This window comes from Lysinibacillus sp. FSL K6-0232 (genome assembly GCF_038008325.1).
Taxonomy (GTDB): Bacteria; Bacillota; Bacilli; order Bacillales_A; family Planococcaceae; genus Lysinibacillus.
On sequence record NZ_JBBOYW010000001.1, the window covers coordinates 3,465,160 to 3,482,135 of the forward strand.

Here is a 16,976-nt window from a genome sequence, read left to right on the forward strand (position 1 = left end):
TTGTGGTATTATCTATTTAACACACCGTGCTATAAAAAGATAATAACACACTGTGCTAAATAAAGGAAGTGATTTTTATAATGCCAAAAATTGTTGATCATGATGAAAAGCGCAAACAAATTGCTGAGGCTGCATGGAATATTATTAGGGAAGAAGGGGTTGAGAAAGCGTCTATACGAAGAGTTGCAGCTGAGGCAGGGATGTCTTCTGGTGCGTTAAGACATTATTTTTCAACTCAAGATGAAATGTTATTATTTATTATGAATTACTACTTAGAAGAAGGGAAAAAACGTTCTCAAAATAAAGAATGGTCAGAAAACCCAGTGCAGGCAGTAGAAGAAGTTTTATTAGAGCTAGTACCAATAGATGAAGAAAAGAAAATTGAAACGAGTGTTTGGTGGATTCTTGCATTACGTTCACTTACAAGTGATACAATAAAGGACAAAAAAGATGAAATGACGGACGGTACATATGAATTAGCAAATTCAATGATTGAAATCTTAGCTCTAAAAGGCGTATTATCAGATTCAATGAATGCAGAATTAGAAAAGAGTAGGTTAACGGCATTAATAGAGGGATTGTCAATTCATGCTTTATTAAGACCTGATGTATACTCTCCAGAAAAGGTGAAGGAAGTTATTCGTTATCATTTAGAGACACTCTGCAATAAAATCAATTAAGCTAATCGGTCGATGTATCAATTATTGTCCCATGTGTTTTTAATAGATTTAGTCTTACGCCTTGATTTATTATTAACTTTATAGAGAGAGGAGTCAAAATCGGTTCTTTCACTATATTTCTTCAAGATTCGAATTTTAACCCTTTATTCCACAAAAATGGAGCGTTTATTAAACAAACAAGATAGCACGTACCGGTCATAAAATAAGTGCTATCCTGTTTTCATTATTTAAAAATTGAAGGTCTTTTAACCTCCTCCCACACGATAATCCGAATACTAATTAATTTAATCTTTTTGATAAAACTGACACTCGTAGCCGTCAGCACTGAGTAACAGGCCATTTGCCCATGTTGGTGTCCTAGCCATCTGTTCACAAATAGCGGAAAGTGACATTCCCATATCCGCCTCGATGATAATTTCATCGTGTACATGAGCCACAATGGAACAATTCTTTAATGTCTGCATGGCATGACACAAAATGTCACGACTGATTGCCTGAACAATATTCTCTACAAATTTGGGTCCATAGCTTTCGATTCTTTCCCATTTCTTCGTCCCACCGACCCCTTCGTAAGTAACCGACTCACCGCCGAACATATTCTCTCCCATACGAGGTTTCACATAGGCAAGCCGTCTACCAGAAGGAAGGACAATAAAGAGCATTCCACTTTGATATATAAATTTAATGCCATGTGTCGCTGTGGGAGTCTTTTGCTTAACACAAGTTTTTACAGCACGGTCAACATCCCACCAAAGTTTTGTGATATTGGGATTAGATTGTCTCCAAGCCGTTACAAGGGGCTGAAGTTCCTCTTCTTCTATTCCCATCTCCAAAGCACCCATTGATTTTAATGCTCCAACAGATCCACCATAACCGAGGGCAAGTTCGGCTATTTTCCCTTTCTGACGAAGGTGACCGTTTACACCATGCTTTTCAACAGGTACATTAAACATTTGAGACGCACTGGCACAGTAGATGTCACCGCCGTTTTGGAATACATCTATTCTCCATTTTTCACCTGCAAGCCAAGCAATGACGCGAGCCTCAATCGCCGAAAAATCTGCCACAATGAACTTCATACCTTCTCGTGGTATAAAAGCAGTACGGATAAGTTCCGACAGTACCTCTGGGATTGAATCATATAGTAAAGTAAGAGCATCAAAGTTTCCGCTTCGAACTAAAGCACGAGCCTGTTCCAAATCGGACATATGGTTTTGGGGTAGATTTTGCAACTGAATCAGCCTGCCAGAGAATCTGCCGGTTCTGTTGGCTCCGTAAAACTGAAACATTCCTCTTGCACGACCGTCACTACATACCGCATTCTCCATTGCTGTGTATTTTTTCACCGATGATTTTGCAAGCTGCTGGCGAAGTTCCAAAACAGTGCCTAGTGGTTCAGGAGCCGTCTTTAACATCTCAGCAACCGCTTTTTTACCAAGGGTATCTGTTTCTAGCCCATTGTCGGCAAGCCAGTCTTTCATTTGTTGTACAGAGTTTGGATTCTCCAAATTAGTTATATCTTGCATCGTAGCCATTAGCTTTTCACGAGAATTTTCATCCATCTCTACAGCCTGTTTTACGAAAGTCATGTCAATGGCAATGCCACGATCATTGATTACCTGGTCGAGATGATATTCCTCCCAGATGTTCTCTGGTACTTGAAACTTGGATAATTTCTGTTGTATTGACATCTCGGATTCCACATCGCGAATGTTATATACTTTAAACCGCTCCCATTTATCCATGTCGTGTTCTGGTAAATTACGAACTCGATCACCATTAGATTTTGTAGGGGAGCAAGGTGTACAGAAATATTTGATGAGGTCTTTACCCTCTGTTAGCTTTTGTTTCTCCAAACCTAGAACTGCACCGACTCCCTCCAAAGAAAGAGGTAATCCCATATATGCCGACCATATCATGGATAGGCTACACTAAGTTAGACAGAATAAATGAGGGGTTGTAAACTTAGACTAATAACTTAAGGGAGCGTGCTTTTATGACACGTCAACGTCGAACATTTACACCTGAATTTAAACTGCAAATGGTGAAGCTTTATGAAAACGGAAAGTCTCGTGCAGATATTGTCCGTGAATACGATTTAACTGCTTCAGCTCTTGATAAATGGATTAAAAATCATCAAGCAACTGGTTCTTTCGCTGCGAAGGATAACCGGACAGAAGAAGAAACTGAGCTAGATCGCTTACGCAAAGAAAACCAACGCTTATTGATGGAGAACGATATTTTAAAGCAAGCGGCGCTGATCATGGGACGAAAATAAATGTGATTCGTAACAACGCTCACAAGTATTCGGTATCAGCAATGTGTGCCGTCCTCGACATTAAAAGAAGTACGTATTATTACCATGCGGACCTTTCTGGTGAGCGTGCAAGAAAAGCTGAAGACGCCGCACTTTCAAAAGAAATCGAACGCATATTCAAAGCCAGTCGTAACAACTATGGAACACGTAAAATCAAAAAAGAACTGATGAAATTAGCAGAGCCGAAACAAGTATCAAGACGCCGAATTGGTCGTTTAATGAGCGAAATGGGCTTAGTTTCAAACTATACAGTAGCGCAATTTAAGCCTCATCAAGCCAACTGTAACGAAGCACCTGTAAAAAATGAATTACAACGTGAATTCAATCAGAACAAGCAATTAGCTGTTATTGTCAGCGATTTAACATACGTCCGTGTCGGAAAAAAGTGGCACTATGTATGCTTATTTGTCGACCTTTTCAATCGAGAAATCATCGGTCATAGTGCAGGTGAAAATAAAACCGCAGACCTTGTGTATAAAGCGTTAGCAAGTATTGAAGCCAATTTGAATGACGTGAAAATGTTTCATACAGATCGAGGCAAAGAGTTCGATAACAAGCTGATTTCAGAAGCACTCGAGACGTTCGGCATCCAACGATCACTCAGCATGAAGGGTTGCCCTTACGATAACGCCGTGGCCGAAGCGACATTTAAGGTATTTAAAACCGAATTCGCAAATCAAGCCCACTTCACTTCCCTTGAACAGCTCGCTCTTGAACTTGACGATTACGTTCATTGGTTTAACAACATCCGTATCCACGGAACTCTTGGCTATTTAACGCCGATGGAATTCAAGCTACAGCCCACATGATTTTTGTCCAGTTTAGTGTTGACATTCCATCATGGAACATTTCCAGGATGCGGGGTTAAGATATTCAGTAAGGTTAAGCCATTTTGATAGACACACACGCTCAAACATTGCATTGAAAGCCCACTTGGTAACGGAATCATCCATAAGTGCGTTTATAATTTCATCGGGGATTTCCTCCCCACTGGCAAGGTCAACCACCTGTACTTCACCGCCATCCACCGAATAACCAAATAGTAGAATTTCAAAATCATCACTCTCTGCATAACGGTAAACTCCAGACTTTTGAAGGTTGGCACTACTAAATGTTTCAATATCAATAGAAATAGAATTCATATATTACCGCCCTTTCCAATGCAAACGAGGTGGCAGAAGAACAACCTCCACCACCTCGTCTGTATTTATTCCTTATGCTAGAAAATCATCATCAATAGTTGTGAAGTCATCAGCTGCATTGGTCCTTCCACCTAAAGGCTCTCCATCTCTTATCTTCTGGATGTTGCCAAGACCACATGCTACACCCTTATTGCCATTAGAGTTAAAAGCATAGAAATTTAGGGATACTCTTGCATAACAACCGCTGTAAACCTCGTTGCGATCCAAGATAGGTCTAACCGCTTTATCTACTATTTGGGGTGGCGTCTTGCTGTTGGCATTTACAAAATAATGCCCTTTATAAGCCTCATCATCACGTTCTACATCACCATCACGAAGTGGCAGTTTGATAGCCGCCTTATTCGGCTTTTTACCACCAAACTGTGCAATGCCCTCTTCAATGGCTGCATCTACTGCTGCATTGATAGCATTGATGGTTTCCTTATCTGTTTTGGGAATCAATACGGATACGCTGTACTTTTCCGCTCCGCCATTGATGGATACGGGTTCCCAGCCGTGAAAGTAGCTGAGACGGGTGTTGACACTTGTAATAACCTTCGTTCTGTTTTGATTATTCATATTCCAATTCCTCCGTTATTTCGTTAAATTCGTTATTTACGTTTGATATATTCATAGCTGGTGTGTATTGCATAATAAAAGTGCAGACTAGTGCAGCGAATTTGTACAGAGTCTAGCACTTTTTTAGTGCAAAAAAATAGACTTGCCAGCCACCCCAAGTCACTCTACTGTTAAAGTGTCGAATTTTACCAGTGGAGGTTTGAAAGGATGCTAGCAATGTCTGAAGTTAATTGTATCAAAACATTACGAAATGAAAAAGGATTATCGATTACTGAAATCGCCAATACAATGCAAGTCAATTGGCGTACTGCCAAGAAATACGGTGATGGGGATCAGTTGCCGCAGGAGAAAACTCACCTGAAAAAAGGCATGATGTACGACGAAAAATGGGGAGAAATCGTAGTTGATTGGTTAGAAGAGGATTTAAAACTAAAGAAAAAATTACGCCGTACAAACAAGAAAATGCTTGAGGATCTAGTAAAGATGGGATTCAAAGGTTCTTACAGAACGCTTTGTAATTTTATTCAAGAATGGAAAGCAACAGAAGAAGAGGAAGCAGATAAAGGGCATGAACGTTTAAATCATCCAGGAGGAGAAGCACAGGTAGACTTCGGTGTAATGGAGGCTGTTCAAGATGGGGAAATTATTGATGTTCACGCATTAGTCATGTCATTCCCTGCAAGTAATACAGCATTTGCGGTGCCGATGCCTGGTGAAAACTTAGAATGTTTTTTAGGTGGACTTCAAATGTTGTTTAAACAGGCTGGTGGTATTCCTTTGAGCATTCGAATTGATAACCTAACACCTGCGGTGAAAAAAGTAAGAAAAGGAGATTCAGAGGCCCAATTAACCGAAGCCTTCCGACATTTCCAACAATATTACGGCTTTAAAGTGCAAGTGTGTAACCCACGCAAAGGAAATGAAAAAGGTCATGTAGAAAGAAAGGTTGGCTATGTACGCTATAATTTCTTTAGCTTGCCACCTGTCATTAAAGACCTTGAGGATTTAGGAAATCAATTAGAACAGCAGTTAGCAAATGATCGTCAACGAATTCATTATAAAAAGGAAGTACTGATTGATGAGCTATGGCAGCTTGAACAAAAGCAATTGATCAAATTACCTGAAGAACCATATCCGATATTTAAGCAGTTTCTGATAAAGTTTAATAAGTATAATGAATTCAAGCTTGATGGACATTTGATTCATGTACCAAGAGCAAGGAACTACGTCCAACTTTCTTGTGTGACATATTGGGATTCGTATAAAGTCATCACAAATGACGGTGAAATTCTATTATCTGATGCCCGTCCTTATATGAGAAAACGCCGTTTTATTCCTTGGAAGGAGATTTTAAAAGATTGGTTGAAAAAACCACGTGTTGTAGGGCATTCTCGTTATTCAAACTATTTACCAGCGCGTATTAAAGAGTATTTAACAGTGCCTTCGCTTGCCTTAAGAAAACAACGGATTAATGAATTACTGACGCTTTTACTCACACATGATATGAATGACATTGATCAAAACTTTTATAGTTATATTGGACGTGAGGTAGAAGAGACAGAACACCCTTACGGTGTGAATTGGACAGAATATGATGCCTTATCGCCAAAAGGAACGGAGGCGTTGAATCATGAATGAAGCGATTTTAACGCTCTGTAAGCAATTGAGATTGGCTTATGTGGCAGAAGCCATTAAAGTGGTACCTTTTACCGATCCAGAAGAATATATTTATCAAATTTTATTAAAAGAGCAGCTTGGCAGAGAACAAGCAAAAATAGCGCGTAATTTGAAGCAGGCACGTTTTATCGATACGAAGACGCTTGAAAGTTACCAGTGGCATAAAGATATTTGTTTACCTAGCCATTTAACAAAAGATGAATTAGAGCGACTAGATTTCATTCGAAGAAAAGAGAATATCATTTTAGTTGGAGCACCTGGAACAGGTAAAACTCATTTAGCTTCTGCACTTGGACGAAAAGCTTGTGAACAAGGATTTGAAGTGCGTTTTTATCGCGTTTCACATTTGGTTGAAGAATTAGAGCAAGCACTCCTTGTAGGGAAATTAAAGCAATTTAGAAGTAAATTAGAGAAAGTTGATTTAATGATTTTAGATGAAATGGGTTATTTGCCTTTTGGTAAAGAAGGAGCAGAATTACTGTTTCAAATTATTTCAGAGTTCTATGAACAAAAGAGCTTGATTATCACATCAAATTTAGAATTTAGTCAGTGGAACCGCATTTTCTCGGATTCACGTTTAACGGCAGCTCTGGTGGATCGTTTGATTCACCACGCCCATATTATTTCATACACGGGTCAGAGCTTCCGTTTAACCAATGCGTTGTCGAGAAAATAGAGAAAATATTGGGTGGCAATGCTCTGTATTTTTCGTTGCAATTCTCTGCACTTTTCTCTTGCAAAATACAGCAGTATCCGATCCATGCAAGAACGAAGTAAAGAGTTAATATCTGGTCGTTTACAAGACGTCGCTTATGAACGTATAGACGACCAAACGGAAGCCCTCATTTCCATGATTGGCGAACATCAAGTAGACTATCGTTTCTTTATTGGGTTTAAGCTGTTGCTGAAAGAAGAAGAAGTCAGTATGAAATCAATGGGGAAAAACATTAAAAATTCACTATCTTCATTTGTCCGTGATGCAAACCACCACCTGATGGGAGATTTTGTCTCGATGCCACATGAAGAAATGAGGCGTTTCTCTAAAATGGAATCTTTATTACAAAACAAAATTTCTAGACGTTTTAAGGTACGGCCATTAGATAAAAATGACTTTGGCTATCTGATTGAACATCTTCACGGTCAAACAGGAATTGCTTATGACGAATATGACTATGCCCTCCCTCTAAAGAAATTAAAAAAGGAAACTTTAGTGAAGCGTTATGACCTGATTAAACCGACTCGTTGTTTGATAGAGGAAAACCAACGGTATTTAAAAATCGAACAGGAAGAACAAACCACGTATGTGGCATACTTTACGATTAATTCCATTGTCGGTGATCTTGAGTTTCCATCTGATGAAATTTTTTATTATCAACAACAACAATTTGATTTTCAAATCGATACTTCCATGAACGTAGAAATTGTAACGAATAAAAAAGCGTTATCTACCGTTCGGAATAAGAAAAAGGAACTCAAAGACTTGGATAATCATGCCTGGGAATCCGATAATGAAACTGGCAGCAATGTCATCGACGCATTAGAACAGGTAAATGAATTAGAAGATGTGCTCGACCAAAGTAAAGAATCGATGTATAAATTAAGCTACGTGATTCGCGTGTCTGCTCCTAACTTGGACGAACTCAAACAGCGTTGTAATGAGGTAAAAGATTTTTATGATGATTTGAACGTAAAACTCGTTCGTCCGTTTGGAGATATGATCGGTTTACACAGTGAATTTATCCCAGCCAGTAAGCGGTATATGAATGATTATATTCAGTATGTTACATCTGATTTTTTGGCAGGACTTGGATTTGGGGCAACGCAAATGCTCGGAGAAACGGAAGGAATATATTTTGGCTACAATTTGGACACGGGAAGAAATGTCTATCTCAATCCCAGCCTGGCTAGTCAAGGAGTCAAAGGTTCTGTTACCAATGCGTTAGCTTCTGCATTCTTAGGTTCACTTGGTGGTGGGAAATCTTTTTCCAATAATCTATTAGTCTATTATGCCGTTCTCTTTGGAGGACAAGCACTCATTGTTGATCCAAAGGCAGAACGAGGAAAATGGAAAGAAACATTACCTGAAATCGCTCACGAGATTAATATTGTTAATTTAACGAGTGAAGATCAAAATAAAGGATTACTTGATCCTTATGTCATTATGAAAAAGAAAAAGGATTCAGAAAGTCTTGCGATTGATATTCTCACTTTCCTCACGGGTATTTCTAGTCGAGATGGTGAAAAGTTTCCAGTGTTACGAAGAGCGATTCGAGCTGTCAGTCAACAGGAAGAACGAGGCTTGCTTCTTGTGATTCATGAATTAAGAAGTGACCCTAATCCATTAGCGGGCCCTATTGCTGACCATATCGAGAGTTTTACGGATTATGACTTTGCCCACCTCCTCTTTTCAGATGGAACGGTGAAACATTCAATCAGTTTAGAAAAGCAGTTAAATATTATCCAAGTGGCGGATTTAGTGTTACCAGACGCAGAAACAAGTTTTGAGGAATATACAACGATGGAATTATTAAGTGTCGCCATGTTGATTGTCATTTCCACTTTTGCGTTAGACTTCATTCATTCCGACCGTAGCATTTTTAAAATTGTTGATTTGGACGAAGCCTGGAGCTTCCTACAAGTTGCACAAGGAAAAACACTTTCTAATAAATTGGTTCGTGCAGGGCGTGCCATGAATGCAGGTGTCTACTTTGTTACCCAGAACGCCGACGATTTAACCGATGAAAAATTAAAGAATAATATTGGTGTCAAGTTCGCTTTCCGTTCAAGAGATATGACAGAAATAAAGAAAACTCTTCAATTCTTTGGTGTGGATGCGGAAGATGAATCGAATCAAAGGCGATTACGGGAACTGGAAAACGGACAATGTTTAATTCAAGACTTATATGGGCGTGTGGGGATTATTCAAGTCCATCCTGTCTTTGAAGATTTATTTTATGCTTTTGACACGCGTCCACCGACACAGGAGAAGAAAGGTGGCGATTAATTTGAAAAAACAAAAATGGAAAAAGATTGTCTTAACGGTGGTACTTATTGGTACTGCCGTTTTTCTATGTCTTCTTTTACTTGGAACATTAGCTCAAGCAGCTGGCTTAGTTGATGATACGGTGTCAGAAGATAATCTCTATTCCTTGTACCCACTTGACCATTATCAATTAGATTTCTACGTGGATTCGGGTTGGGATTGGTTGCCGTGGAATTGGGATGATGGCATAGGTAAACAAGTCATGTATGGCTTATATACAATCACGAATTTCATTTGGATTATTAGCTTATATTTATCAAATGCAACAGGCTACTTAATCCAACAAGCTTATTCTCTCGATTTCATTTCCCAAACGGCAGACGCTATCGGGAAAAACATGCAAACATTAGCTGGAATTACCGCAAGTGGTTTCAGCAGTTCCGGATTTTATATAGGTTTTTTGCTTCTTTTCATTTTAGTGATTGGAATTTACGTGGCCTATACAGGCTTAATGAAACGGGAAACAACGAAAGCGATTCGGGCGATCCTAAACTTTTTAGTCGTGTTTATTTTGTCGGCTTCTTTTATCGCCTACGCTCCAACCTATATTACTAAAATTAATGATTTTTCAGCAGATATTAGTCAAGCAAGTTTAGGTTTAGGAACAAAAATCTTGATGCCGAACTCTAACAGTCAAGGAAAAGACAGCGTGGATATGATACGGAATAACCTCTTTTCCATTCAAGTGGAGCAGCCTTGGATGTTGTTGCAGTTTGATGATTCAGACAAAGAGACAATTGGCGAAGAACGTGTTGAATCCTTAGTTTCCATTAGCCCTGACGCCAATAATGGGAAAGATCGTGAAGATGCTGTCAAAGCAGAAATTGAAGATCACGACAATAAAAATTTAACGATTACGAAGACCACCACACGTTTAGGGATGGTCTTCTTTTTATTTATATTTAATATTGGAATATCCATTTTCGTGTTCCTACTATCGGGCATTATGATTTTCTCGCAAATTCTGTTTATCATCTATGCAATGTTCTTACCAATTAGTTTTCTACTTTCCATGATACCCACCTTTGAAAACATGGGAAAACAAGCGATTATGAAACTATTTAATGTGATTATGCTTCGGGCTGGGATTACGTTGATTATCACAGTAGCCTTTAGTATTTCATCCATGCTTTACAGTTTAACAACAAGTTTTCCGTTTTTCTTGATTGCCTTTTTGCAGATCGTGACGTTTGCAGGCATTTACATGAAACTCGGTGACATTATGAGCATGTTTAAACTACAAAGTAATGATTCACAACAAGTCGGACGTCAAGTCATGCGTCGTCCTTATCGAATGTTTAATCGGGGTAGTCGGCGATTACAGCGAACAATCGGACGCACCCTTGCAGGGGCAACAGCTGGAGCAACGGTCGGGGCAATGGTTGGAAAATCAAAGCAAACAAAAGGCTCGTTCTCTCCCCTACGCCCATCGCAACGGTTAACATCGACTACAAAAAATAACAAAGAACGGCCAACTGATCGCACGAAATCAACATCTTTAAGTCAGAAAGTAGGTCAAGTCACAGGAAAAGTGCTTGGTGCGAAAAGTCAGTTCCGTGCAAATATAGATCATCGTAAAGAACAACTACATGATTTACCTACTACTGCTCAATATGCGGTGATGCAAGGAAAAGAACAGCTTACAAAACCCGCCCGTGATTTTAAAGAAGGCATGAAGCAAGCAAAGGAAAAGAGACAAAAAACAGATGCAGACCGTCAAGCAAAACATCGTCAAACCATTGCAGATAGGCGGCAAGCATTGGATAAAAAACGTCCCCCTTCTCGAAAGACTGCTAGTTATGAACGACCAGTCACGCATGATGTCAATGAATCCGCACATCAAGATAGATTAAAGAACCCAACTGTTCAACAAAGAGAAAAGACAAGACCTGCCGCAAAAAGCGAGCATATGAAGCAATTCAAATTACAACGACAGTTATCGAGTCCAGACAGAAAAGAGCATTTTACAGATAATCCCAAACAACCTGTTAAAAAAGAAAACCGATCTCCTAATGAAGAACGTTCTCGACCAAAAAATAGTCGGACAATCATCAAGCGTCCTTCTAAACCGTTGAAACGTACAAACCGGAAACAAATCACTAAGCGTCCAATCCATGCTGTTAGGAGGAAACGCTGATGAAAGTCATGAAATTAAAGGTCATGTTAATTGCTGGAGGATTAGGCTTTCTTGCCTTTTTAGGGATATTAACATTTGTAGCTATTTTTATATCAAACGAAGAACACTCATCAGATGGTGGTGATTTCATTCATGATATAGGTGGCATATCAGTATCCGCCGATGTATTAAAGCACCAGCCAATGGTAGAAAAGTATGCACAAGAATATGGAATTAGTGAGTATGTCTCTACTCTACTTGCGATTATTGAAGTGGAAAGCGGCGGTAAATTGCCAGACGTAATGCAGGCCAGTGAATCGTTGGGATTACCGCCTAATACATTGGATACCGAAGCTTCTATTAAACAAGGAACAAGATATTTTGCAGATTTGTTGCGTTCTGCAGAAGCAAAAGGTATCGATGAGAATACAGTCATTCAGGCTTACAACTATGGCGGTGCTTTTATTGATTATGTCGCAAAACAAGGAAGCTCTTACTCTTTTAAATTAGCTGAAAGCTTTGCGAAGGAACGGTCAGGGGGCAGTAAAGTCACTTACTCTAATCCAATAGCCGTAAAGAAAAATGGTGGTTGGCGGTACCGTTATGGCAATATGTTTTATGTCGATTTAGTGAGTCAGTATTCTATTTCGCCTCAATTTGATGATGAAATGGTTCAGATTGTCATGAATGAAGCATTAAAATACGAAGGGTTTCCTTATGTCTTTGGTGGAGATAATCCAAATACTTCATTTGATTGTAGTGGACTCACGCAGTGGAGCTATCGGAAAGCTGGGATTAATTTGCCCCGAACAGCACAACAGCAATATAACGTAACTGAGCATATTCCTCTTTCAGAAGCAAAACCTGGGGATTTAGTATTTTTTCATTCTACGTATAACGCGGGAACGTATGTCACGCACGTTGGGATCTATGTTGGAAACAACCAAATGTATAACGCAGGTGATCCGATTGGTTATGCGGATTTGACGTCTTCTTACTGGCAAAAGCACTTAATTGGAGCTGGACGGATTAAACAATAGAAAGGGTTAGATAAAATGAAGGGATTATTTAAAAAGCAAGACAAGCAAACGAAAGAAACAAAACCTAAAAAAATAAAAGTAAAGACAGTTGGACCACGTAAAAAGTCAGTGGTGTTTTTATGGATAGTCCTCATTGGAAGTCTTGCCTTTGGAATCTATAAAAACTTTACAGCAATTGATCAACATACCGTTCATGAAAGAGAAATCATTGAAACCAAGATCATGGATACGAATGCGATTGAGAGCTTTACGAAAAACTTTGTGAAAGATTACTACACATGGGAAAATGAAAAAGATTCCATTGAACAACGGGCGGAAAAGATCAGTCACTATTTGACAGAGGAATTACAAGCTTTAAATATCGATACCGTAAGAGATGATATTCCTACTAGTTCCAGCGTAGGTAATATTGATATCTGGTCAGTATCACCAGAAAATGATAATACCTATGCGGTTGTTTATTCGGTAGATCAAAAAATTACGGAAGATAAAAATAGCGAAAGGGTTCGATCCACATATCGAATACTTCTTCATCAAGATAATGCAGGAAACTTAGTCATTACACAAAATCCTACCTTATGGAGCTTACCGAATAAATCAGATTATGAGCCACAACAACCTGAAAGTAACGGAACGGTTGATTCTGATACTGTGCAAGAAGTGACAGAGTTTTTGGAGACATTCTTTACATTTTATCCTACTGCCACTGATAAAGAACTTGCTTATTATGTGAAAAATAATGCCTTACCACCGATTGGCAAAGACTATATATTTTCAGAGCTAGTTAATCCTATATTCCAACAGTCTGGAAATCAGGTGTATGTTTGGATATCGGTGAAGTACTTAGATGGGACAACAAAGGCAACGCAGCTTTCTCAATATGTACTAACTTTAGAGAAAGATATAAATTGGATGATTGTTAAGTAACTGTGCTAACAGTTTGTTTGCTGAAAATTAATATTAATAAATTATTATTTAAACCTGTTTCACTTTTATCATTCTTGACAATTGATGATTATTAAACTTTATTAATAAAATCCACACTTTAAGTACTTAGTATATAAACAATAATTAGCTTTATTATTGAAAGTAGGAATATATAGGGTAATAAACTCCATTTGTAATATAAATATATTGAATTATTATATACTTAGTATATAATAATATTGAAAATAGGAGGGATTGATAAAGTGATTCAGGTTAAAAATCTTAAAAAGGAATTTTCACAAGGACAAGAAAGAATAAAAGTATTAAAAAATGTTAGTTTACAAATCCAAGAAGGTGAATTTGTAGCTATTATGGGTCCTAGTGGCTCTGGAAAAAGCACATTACTCCAATTGTTAGGTGGTCTTGATATACCTACTGAAGGAGATATTATAATTAATCAGCATTATTTAAATAAGATGACGGAAAAGAAAAGAACAATATTTCGTAGACAGAATATAGGATTCATTTTCCAAAATTATCAATTACTTACTAATTTAAATGTAGAAGAAAATATAGCTTTTCCGCTTCATGCAGATGGAACTTTAACAAAAGAAAAAAAGCAATTAGTTTTAGAATTACTTGATTCTGTTGGATTAAAAGGACTTGGTCAGAAAAGAGCTAATTTGCTTAGCGGTGGTCAACAACAACGTGTGGCTATAGCCAGAGCACTGGTTAGCAAACCTGCCGTATTATTGGCAGATGAGCCAACAGGTAATTTAGATAGAAATACAGCCGAAGAAATTCTTGGTTTAATAACAAAATTTAATCGAGATTACAATCAAACAATAATTATGGTTACACATGATATTTTCGCAGCTGGATTTGCAGATCGAATTATTCTTTTTAAAGATGGAGTTGTCGATCAGGTGATTTCTAGAAAGGATGAAGATTATGCTAAATATGTGGCGAATTTCATGGCGTAACATAACACAAAACAAAAAAAGATTTTTCTTTTCATTACTTGGGATTATCATTGGTGTTTCCTTTATAACATCTATGTTAATCGCAGATAAAACAACAAACGATGTTTTTAATTATTATAAACAAATGTATGTAGCAAATGCTGATTATTGGCTTTTAAGTGATGAACATACCTTTTCGGAAGAGACTGTTTCACCCCATTTAAACAGTCCAATCATTACTGAAACATTGTTTGTACTTGATAAACAAGCATTCATAGATCTAAGTGATAAATCGCTAAATCAACGATCTGTACGAATTACAGGTGTGGATGATCAAAACAGTTCCTTATTAAAACTTCCTGTTATTGAAGGGAGTTTAGACAATGAGGGATTGGTAATACCCGATGTTCTTGCAAATTTACTAAATAAAAGAGTAGGAGATACCATTCAGTTTACTAATCTGGGAGAGGCTAAAATATCTGCTGTAGTTGAGTATACACAGTTACTTGCAAGCCCGAGCAATTGGGAGAGTGCTGAATCAACCAGTTTTAGAGTCATGGCTCCACTTGATTTGTTAAGAGAATGGACAAGTATGGATAATGAGCTTTCATATGTAAGGCTTCAAACAAATGAAGAAGGTGAAAAACTTTTTCAATCTTTACAGAAAGAATTTAGTAATTCAAGTGTATATATACAGCCAGTTGTCGCAGATGATCGACAAAGTAACGATATTGGGGGACTCTATACATTTTTTTACTTAATTGCTGGCTTATCTATGCTTATTAGTGGATTCATTGTCTTTAATATGATTTATACAAGCGTTATGGAGAGAAAAAAGGAATTTGCAATAATGAAAAGTTTTGGTTATTTACAAAGTTCTATTTCTAGGCTTGTTTTAATTGAAGTAATAATTTTATCATTAATTGGTACGGCTGTAGGGGTACCAATTGGAATTTGGCTTGGCGATATGTTTATGCAAATTTTGCTTAGTGTGTTTGAATTTGACATGGTTTACACTTTGAATTGGAAAATACCTACAATAACAGCCATAGTAATAGGAATTGTATTTCCCATTATTTTCTCCTTATTTCCTATTTACAATGCGGGAAAAACTTCGGTGCTCTTAACATTAAAAATGGCAAATCAAACAGAATCATCGAAAAGACAATACGTGTTTAGAGGTATTGTAGGAGTTGGCTTATTTACTTTTATATTTATTGATCATTTCGTTTCCTATCTAGCTATTTTAGCAAGTATCATTTTGCTGTTCCCATTCTTGCTAAAAGGAGTAAGTAAGATCTTTAAACCAATTTTCAAAGTACTTTTTGGCTATTCAGGAATTTTAGCTACGCATAGCCTTACGCAGCAATTAAATCGAAATGCCAATACTTCCGCTATCCTTGCCATAGGGATAGGAGTAATCTTATTGTTAAGCTCTGTTATAGAATCTGCTCCTGAAGGTTATGAACGTGACATTAGAAATACATTTGGAGGTGATCTAAGAGCTACATCGGAAGCTCCTTGGTCTAGTGAGGATATAACAACTCTACTTTCTTATGATTCTGTAGCAAATGTTGTCCCATTAACGGAAGCCACACCCATTACATGGGAAACAATGAATGAAGAGAATAGACAATTCTCTATTTTTGCCGTAAGTAAAAAAGGGCCTATTTTATTTGAAGATATTGAAAAAGAATCGTTATATCAAGAGTTACAAAAGAAACCATCTATCCTGCTCGGTAAACGGGCTTTTGATGAATGGGGTGGAAAAGTTGGAGAATACATTCACGTAAATACTCCTTCTGGTAAACAAAAATTTGAAGTCATTGACGTTGTGGATACTTCTCATTATTCAGGATATGTTGGCTTTATGGATGAGGAGCATTTAAATAATGAATTTGGTTGGAGAAATAGTTTTGATATGCTACTAACATTAAATGATAAATATAGCAGCGAGGAATTACGAGATCAGTTATGGATAGATTTCAATGAACACCTTTCAAAAGTTAAAACTGTCGAAGATGAAATTAAATCAACTACTTCTGCGTTATCTGGTATGAACGAATTAATATTAATTATGCTATTCCTAATTATTGGTCTAGCTAGTATTGGTACAGCTAATACTCTTTTGATGAATACCTTGGAACGTACATCTGAGATTGGAACGATGCGGGCGCTTGGATTTACTAGACAGCAAGTAAGAAAGATGGTAATTGGTGAGGGGTTACTTATAGGTTTGGTAGGAGTCATTGGAGGCGTAGCATCAGGTGTGATTTTACTTTACGTTACTAGTAAATCCAAGCTTTTGGGAGATTTCATATCTTTCCAGATACCTCTTGGTAATATTGGAGTAGCATTGATTGCTGGTCTTTTACTAAGTTTATTTGCCTCTTGGATTTCTAGTACGACAGCTAGTAAAATAAATATTTTGTCATCACTCAAAGAAGGTTAAAA

12 protein-coding genes and 1 pseudogene are annotated in these 16,976 nt (G+C 37.7%); 10 read left to right on the forward strand and 3 right to left on the reverse strand.

Annotated elements, in window-relative coordinates; genetic code table 11:
• Window positions 1-80 precede the first annotated feature (80 nt).
• Window positions 81-680, forward strand: coding sequence for a TetR/AcrR family transcriptional regulator (locus tag MHB42_RS17070; protein WP_340807665.1), 600 nt, complete (start codon window positions 81-83; stop codon window positions 678-680).
• 284 nt (window positions 681-964) lie between these two features.
• On the opposite strand, the gene MHB42_RS17075 is transcribed toward MHB42_RS17070, so the two are convergent.
• Window positions 965-2,599, reverse strand: a complete 1,635-nt coding sequence (locus tag MHB42_RS17075) for a DNA polymerase (protein ID WP_340807666.1) — start codon at window positions 2,597-2,599, stop codon at window positions 965-967.
• A 77-nt stretch (window positions 2,600-2,676) separates the two neighbouring features.
• Between MHB42_RS17075 and MHB42_RS17080 the strand changes: the two genes are divergently transcribed.
• Window positions 2,677-3,806 (forward strand): IS3 family transposase gene (locus tag MHB42_RS17080; RefSeq protein WP_340804134.1). Its coding sequence is split into 2 segments (ribosomal slippage): window positions 2,677-2,923 and window positions 2,923-3,806, totalling 1,131 coding nucleotides; the frame shifts between segments, so codons are not numbered across the junction.
• 12 nt (window positions 3,807-3,818) lie between these two features.
• Here the strand turns inward: MHB42_RS17080 and MHB42_RS17085 are convergent.
• Together MHB42_RS17085 and MHB42_RS17090 are read right to left on the reverse strand one after the other, a co-directional pair.
• Complete coding sequence (locus MHB42_RS17085; RefSeq protein WP_340807667.1) at window positions 3,819-4,139, reverse strand: hypothetical protein; 321 nt, start codon at window positions 4,137-4,139, stop codon at window positions 3,819-3,821.
• A 72-nt stretch (window positions 4,140-4,211) separates the two neighbouring features.
• Window positions 4,212-4,757, reverse strand: a complete 546-nt coding sequence (locus MHB42_RS17090; RefSeq protein ID WP_340807668.1) for a DUF2815 family protein — start codon at window positions 4,755-4,757, stop codon at window positions 4,212-4,214.
• 207 nt (window positions 4,758-4,964) lie between these two features.
• On the opposite strand from MHB42_RS17090, the gene istA reads away from it, so the two are divergent.
• From istA to MHB42_RS17130, 8 genes and pseudogenes are all read left to right on the forward strand, one after another.
• Window positions 4,965-6,395 (forward strand): IS21 family transposase, encoded by a 1,431-nt coding sequence (istA, locus tag MHB42_RS17095; RefSeq protein ID WP_258860958.1) that lies wholly within the window; start codon window positions 4,965-4,967, stop codon window positions 6,393-6,395.
• The gene (gene istB, locus MHB42_RS17100) at window positions 6,388-7,110 is read left to right on the forward strand and encodes an IS21-like element helper ATPase IstB (protein WP_258860959.1); all 723 of its coding nucleotides are present in this window, start codon (window positions 6,388-6,390) and stop codon (window positions 7,108-7,110) included. Before istA ends, istB begins: the two co-directional genes overlap by 8 nt.
• Before the next feature lie 57 nt (window positions 7,111-7,167).
• Window positions 7,168-9,438: pseudogene (gene tcpF, locus MHB42_RS17105) on the forward strand (conjugal transfer ATPase TcpF); the annotation flags it as partial.
• Window positions 9,389-11,614, forward strand: coding sequence for a CD3337/EF1877 family mobilome membrane protein (locus tag MHB42_RS17110; protein WP_445299993.1), 2,226 nt, complete (start codon window positions 9,389-9,391; stop codon window positions 11,612-11,614). The pseudogene tcpF and the gene MHB42_RS17110, both read left to right, overlap by 50 nt.
• A gap of 8 nt (window positions 11,615-11,622) precedes the next feature.
• Window positions 11,623-12,633, forward strand: coding sequence for a bifunctional lytic transglycosylase/C40 family peptidase (locus MHB42_RS17115; protein ID WP_340808626.1), 1,011 nt, complete (start codon window positions 11,623-11,625; stop codon window positions 12,631-12,633).
• A 15-nt stretch (window positions 12,634-12,648) separates the two neighbouring features.
• Entirely contained in the window at window positions 12,649-13,560 is a 912-nt protein-coding gene (locus MHB42_RS17120) for a conjugal transfer protein (protein ID WP_340807670.1), read from the forward strand.
• Between the two features lie 263 nt (window positions 13,561-13,823).
• A complete protein-coding gene (locus MHB42_RS17125; protein ID WP_340760290.1) occupies window positions 13,824-14,543 on the forward strand; it encodes an ABC transporter ATP-binding protein in 720 nt (239 codons plus the stop codon).
• On the forward strand, window positions 14,512-16,974 hold the full coding sequence (locus tag MHB42_RS17130; RefSeq protein ID WP_340808627.1) for an ABC transporter permease: 2,463 nt from the start codon (window positions 14,512-14,514) through the stop codon (window positions 16,972-16,974). The genes MHB42_RS17125 and MHB42_RS17130 overlap by 32 nt, the downstream gene beginning before the upstream one ends.
• Window positions 16,975-16,976 lie beyond the last annotated feature (2 nt).

Excerpts from the sequence above, each read along its gene's own strand:
- MHB42_RS17075 (WP_340807666.1), bottom strand. The coding sequence starts at position 2,599 with ATGATATGGTCGGCATATATGGGATTACCTCTTTCTTTGGAGGGAGTC.
- MHB42_RS17070 (WP_340807665.1), top strand. The coding sequence starts at position 81 with ATGCCAAAAATTGTTGATCATGATGAAAAGCGCAAACAAATTGCTGAG.
- MHB42_RS17120 (WP_340807670.1), top strand. The coding sequence starts at position 12,649 with ATGAAGGGATTATTTAAAAAGCAAGACAAGCAAACGAAAGAAACAAAA.
- MHB42_RS17110 (WP_445299993.1), top strand. The coding sequence starts at position 9,389 with ATGCTTTTGACACGCGTCCACCGACACAGGAGAAGAAAGGTGGCGATT.
- MHB42_RS17130 (WP_340808627.1), top strand. The coding sequence starts at position 14,512 with ATGCTAAATATGTGGCGAATTTCATGGCGTAACATAACACAAAACAAA.
- istA (WP_258860958.1), top strand. The coding sequence starts at position 4,965 with ATGCTAGCAATGTCTGAAGTTAATTGTATCAAAACATTACGAAATGAA.
- MHB42_RS17090 (WP_340807668.1), bottom strand. The coding sequence starts at position 4,757 with ATGAATAATCAAAACAGAACGAAGGTTATTACAAGTGTCAACACCCGT.
- MHB42_RS17115 (WP_340808626.1), top strand. The coding sequence starts at position 11,623 with ATGAAATTAAAGGTCATGTTAATTGCTGGAGGATTAGGCTTTCTTGCC.
- istB (WP_258860959.1), top strand. The coding sequence starts at position 6,388 with ATGAATGAAGCGATTTTAACGCTCTGTAAGCAATTGAGATTGGCTTAT.
- MHB42_RS17085 (WP_340807667.1), bottom strand. The coding sequence starts at position 4,139 with ATGAATTCTATTTCTATTGATATTGAAACATTTAGTAGTGCCAACCTT.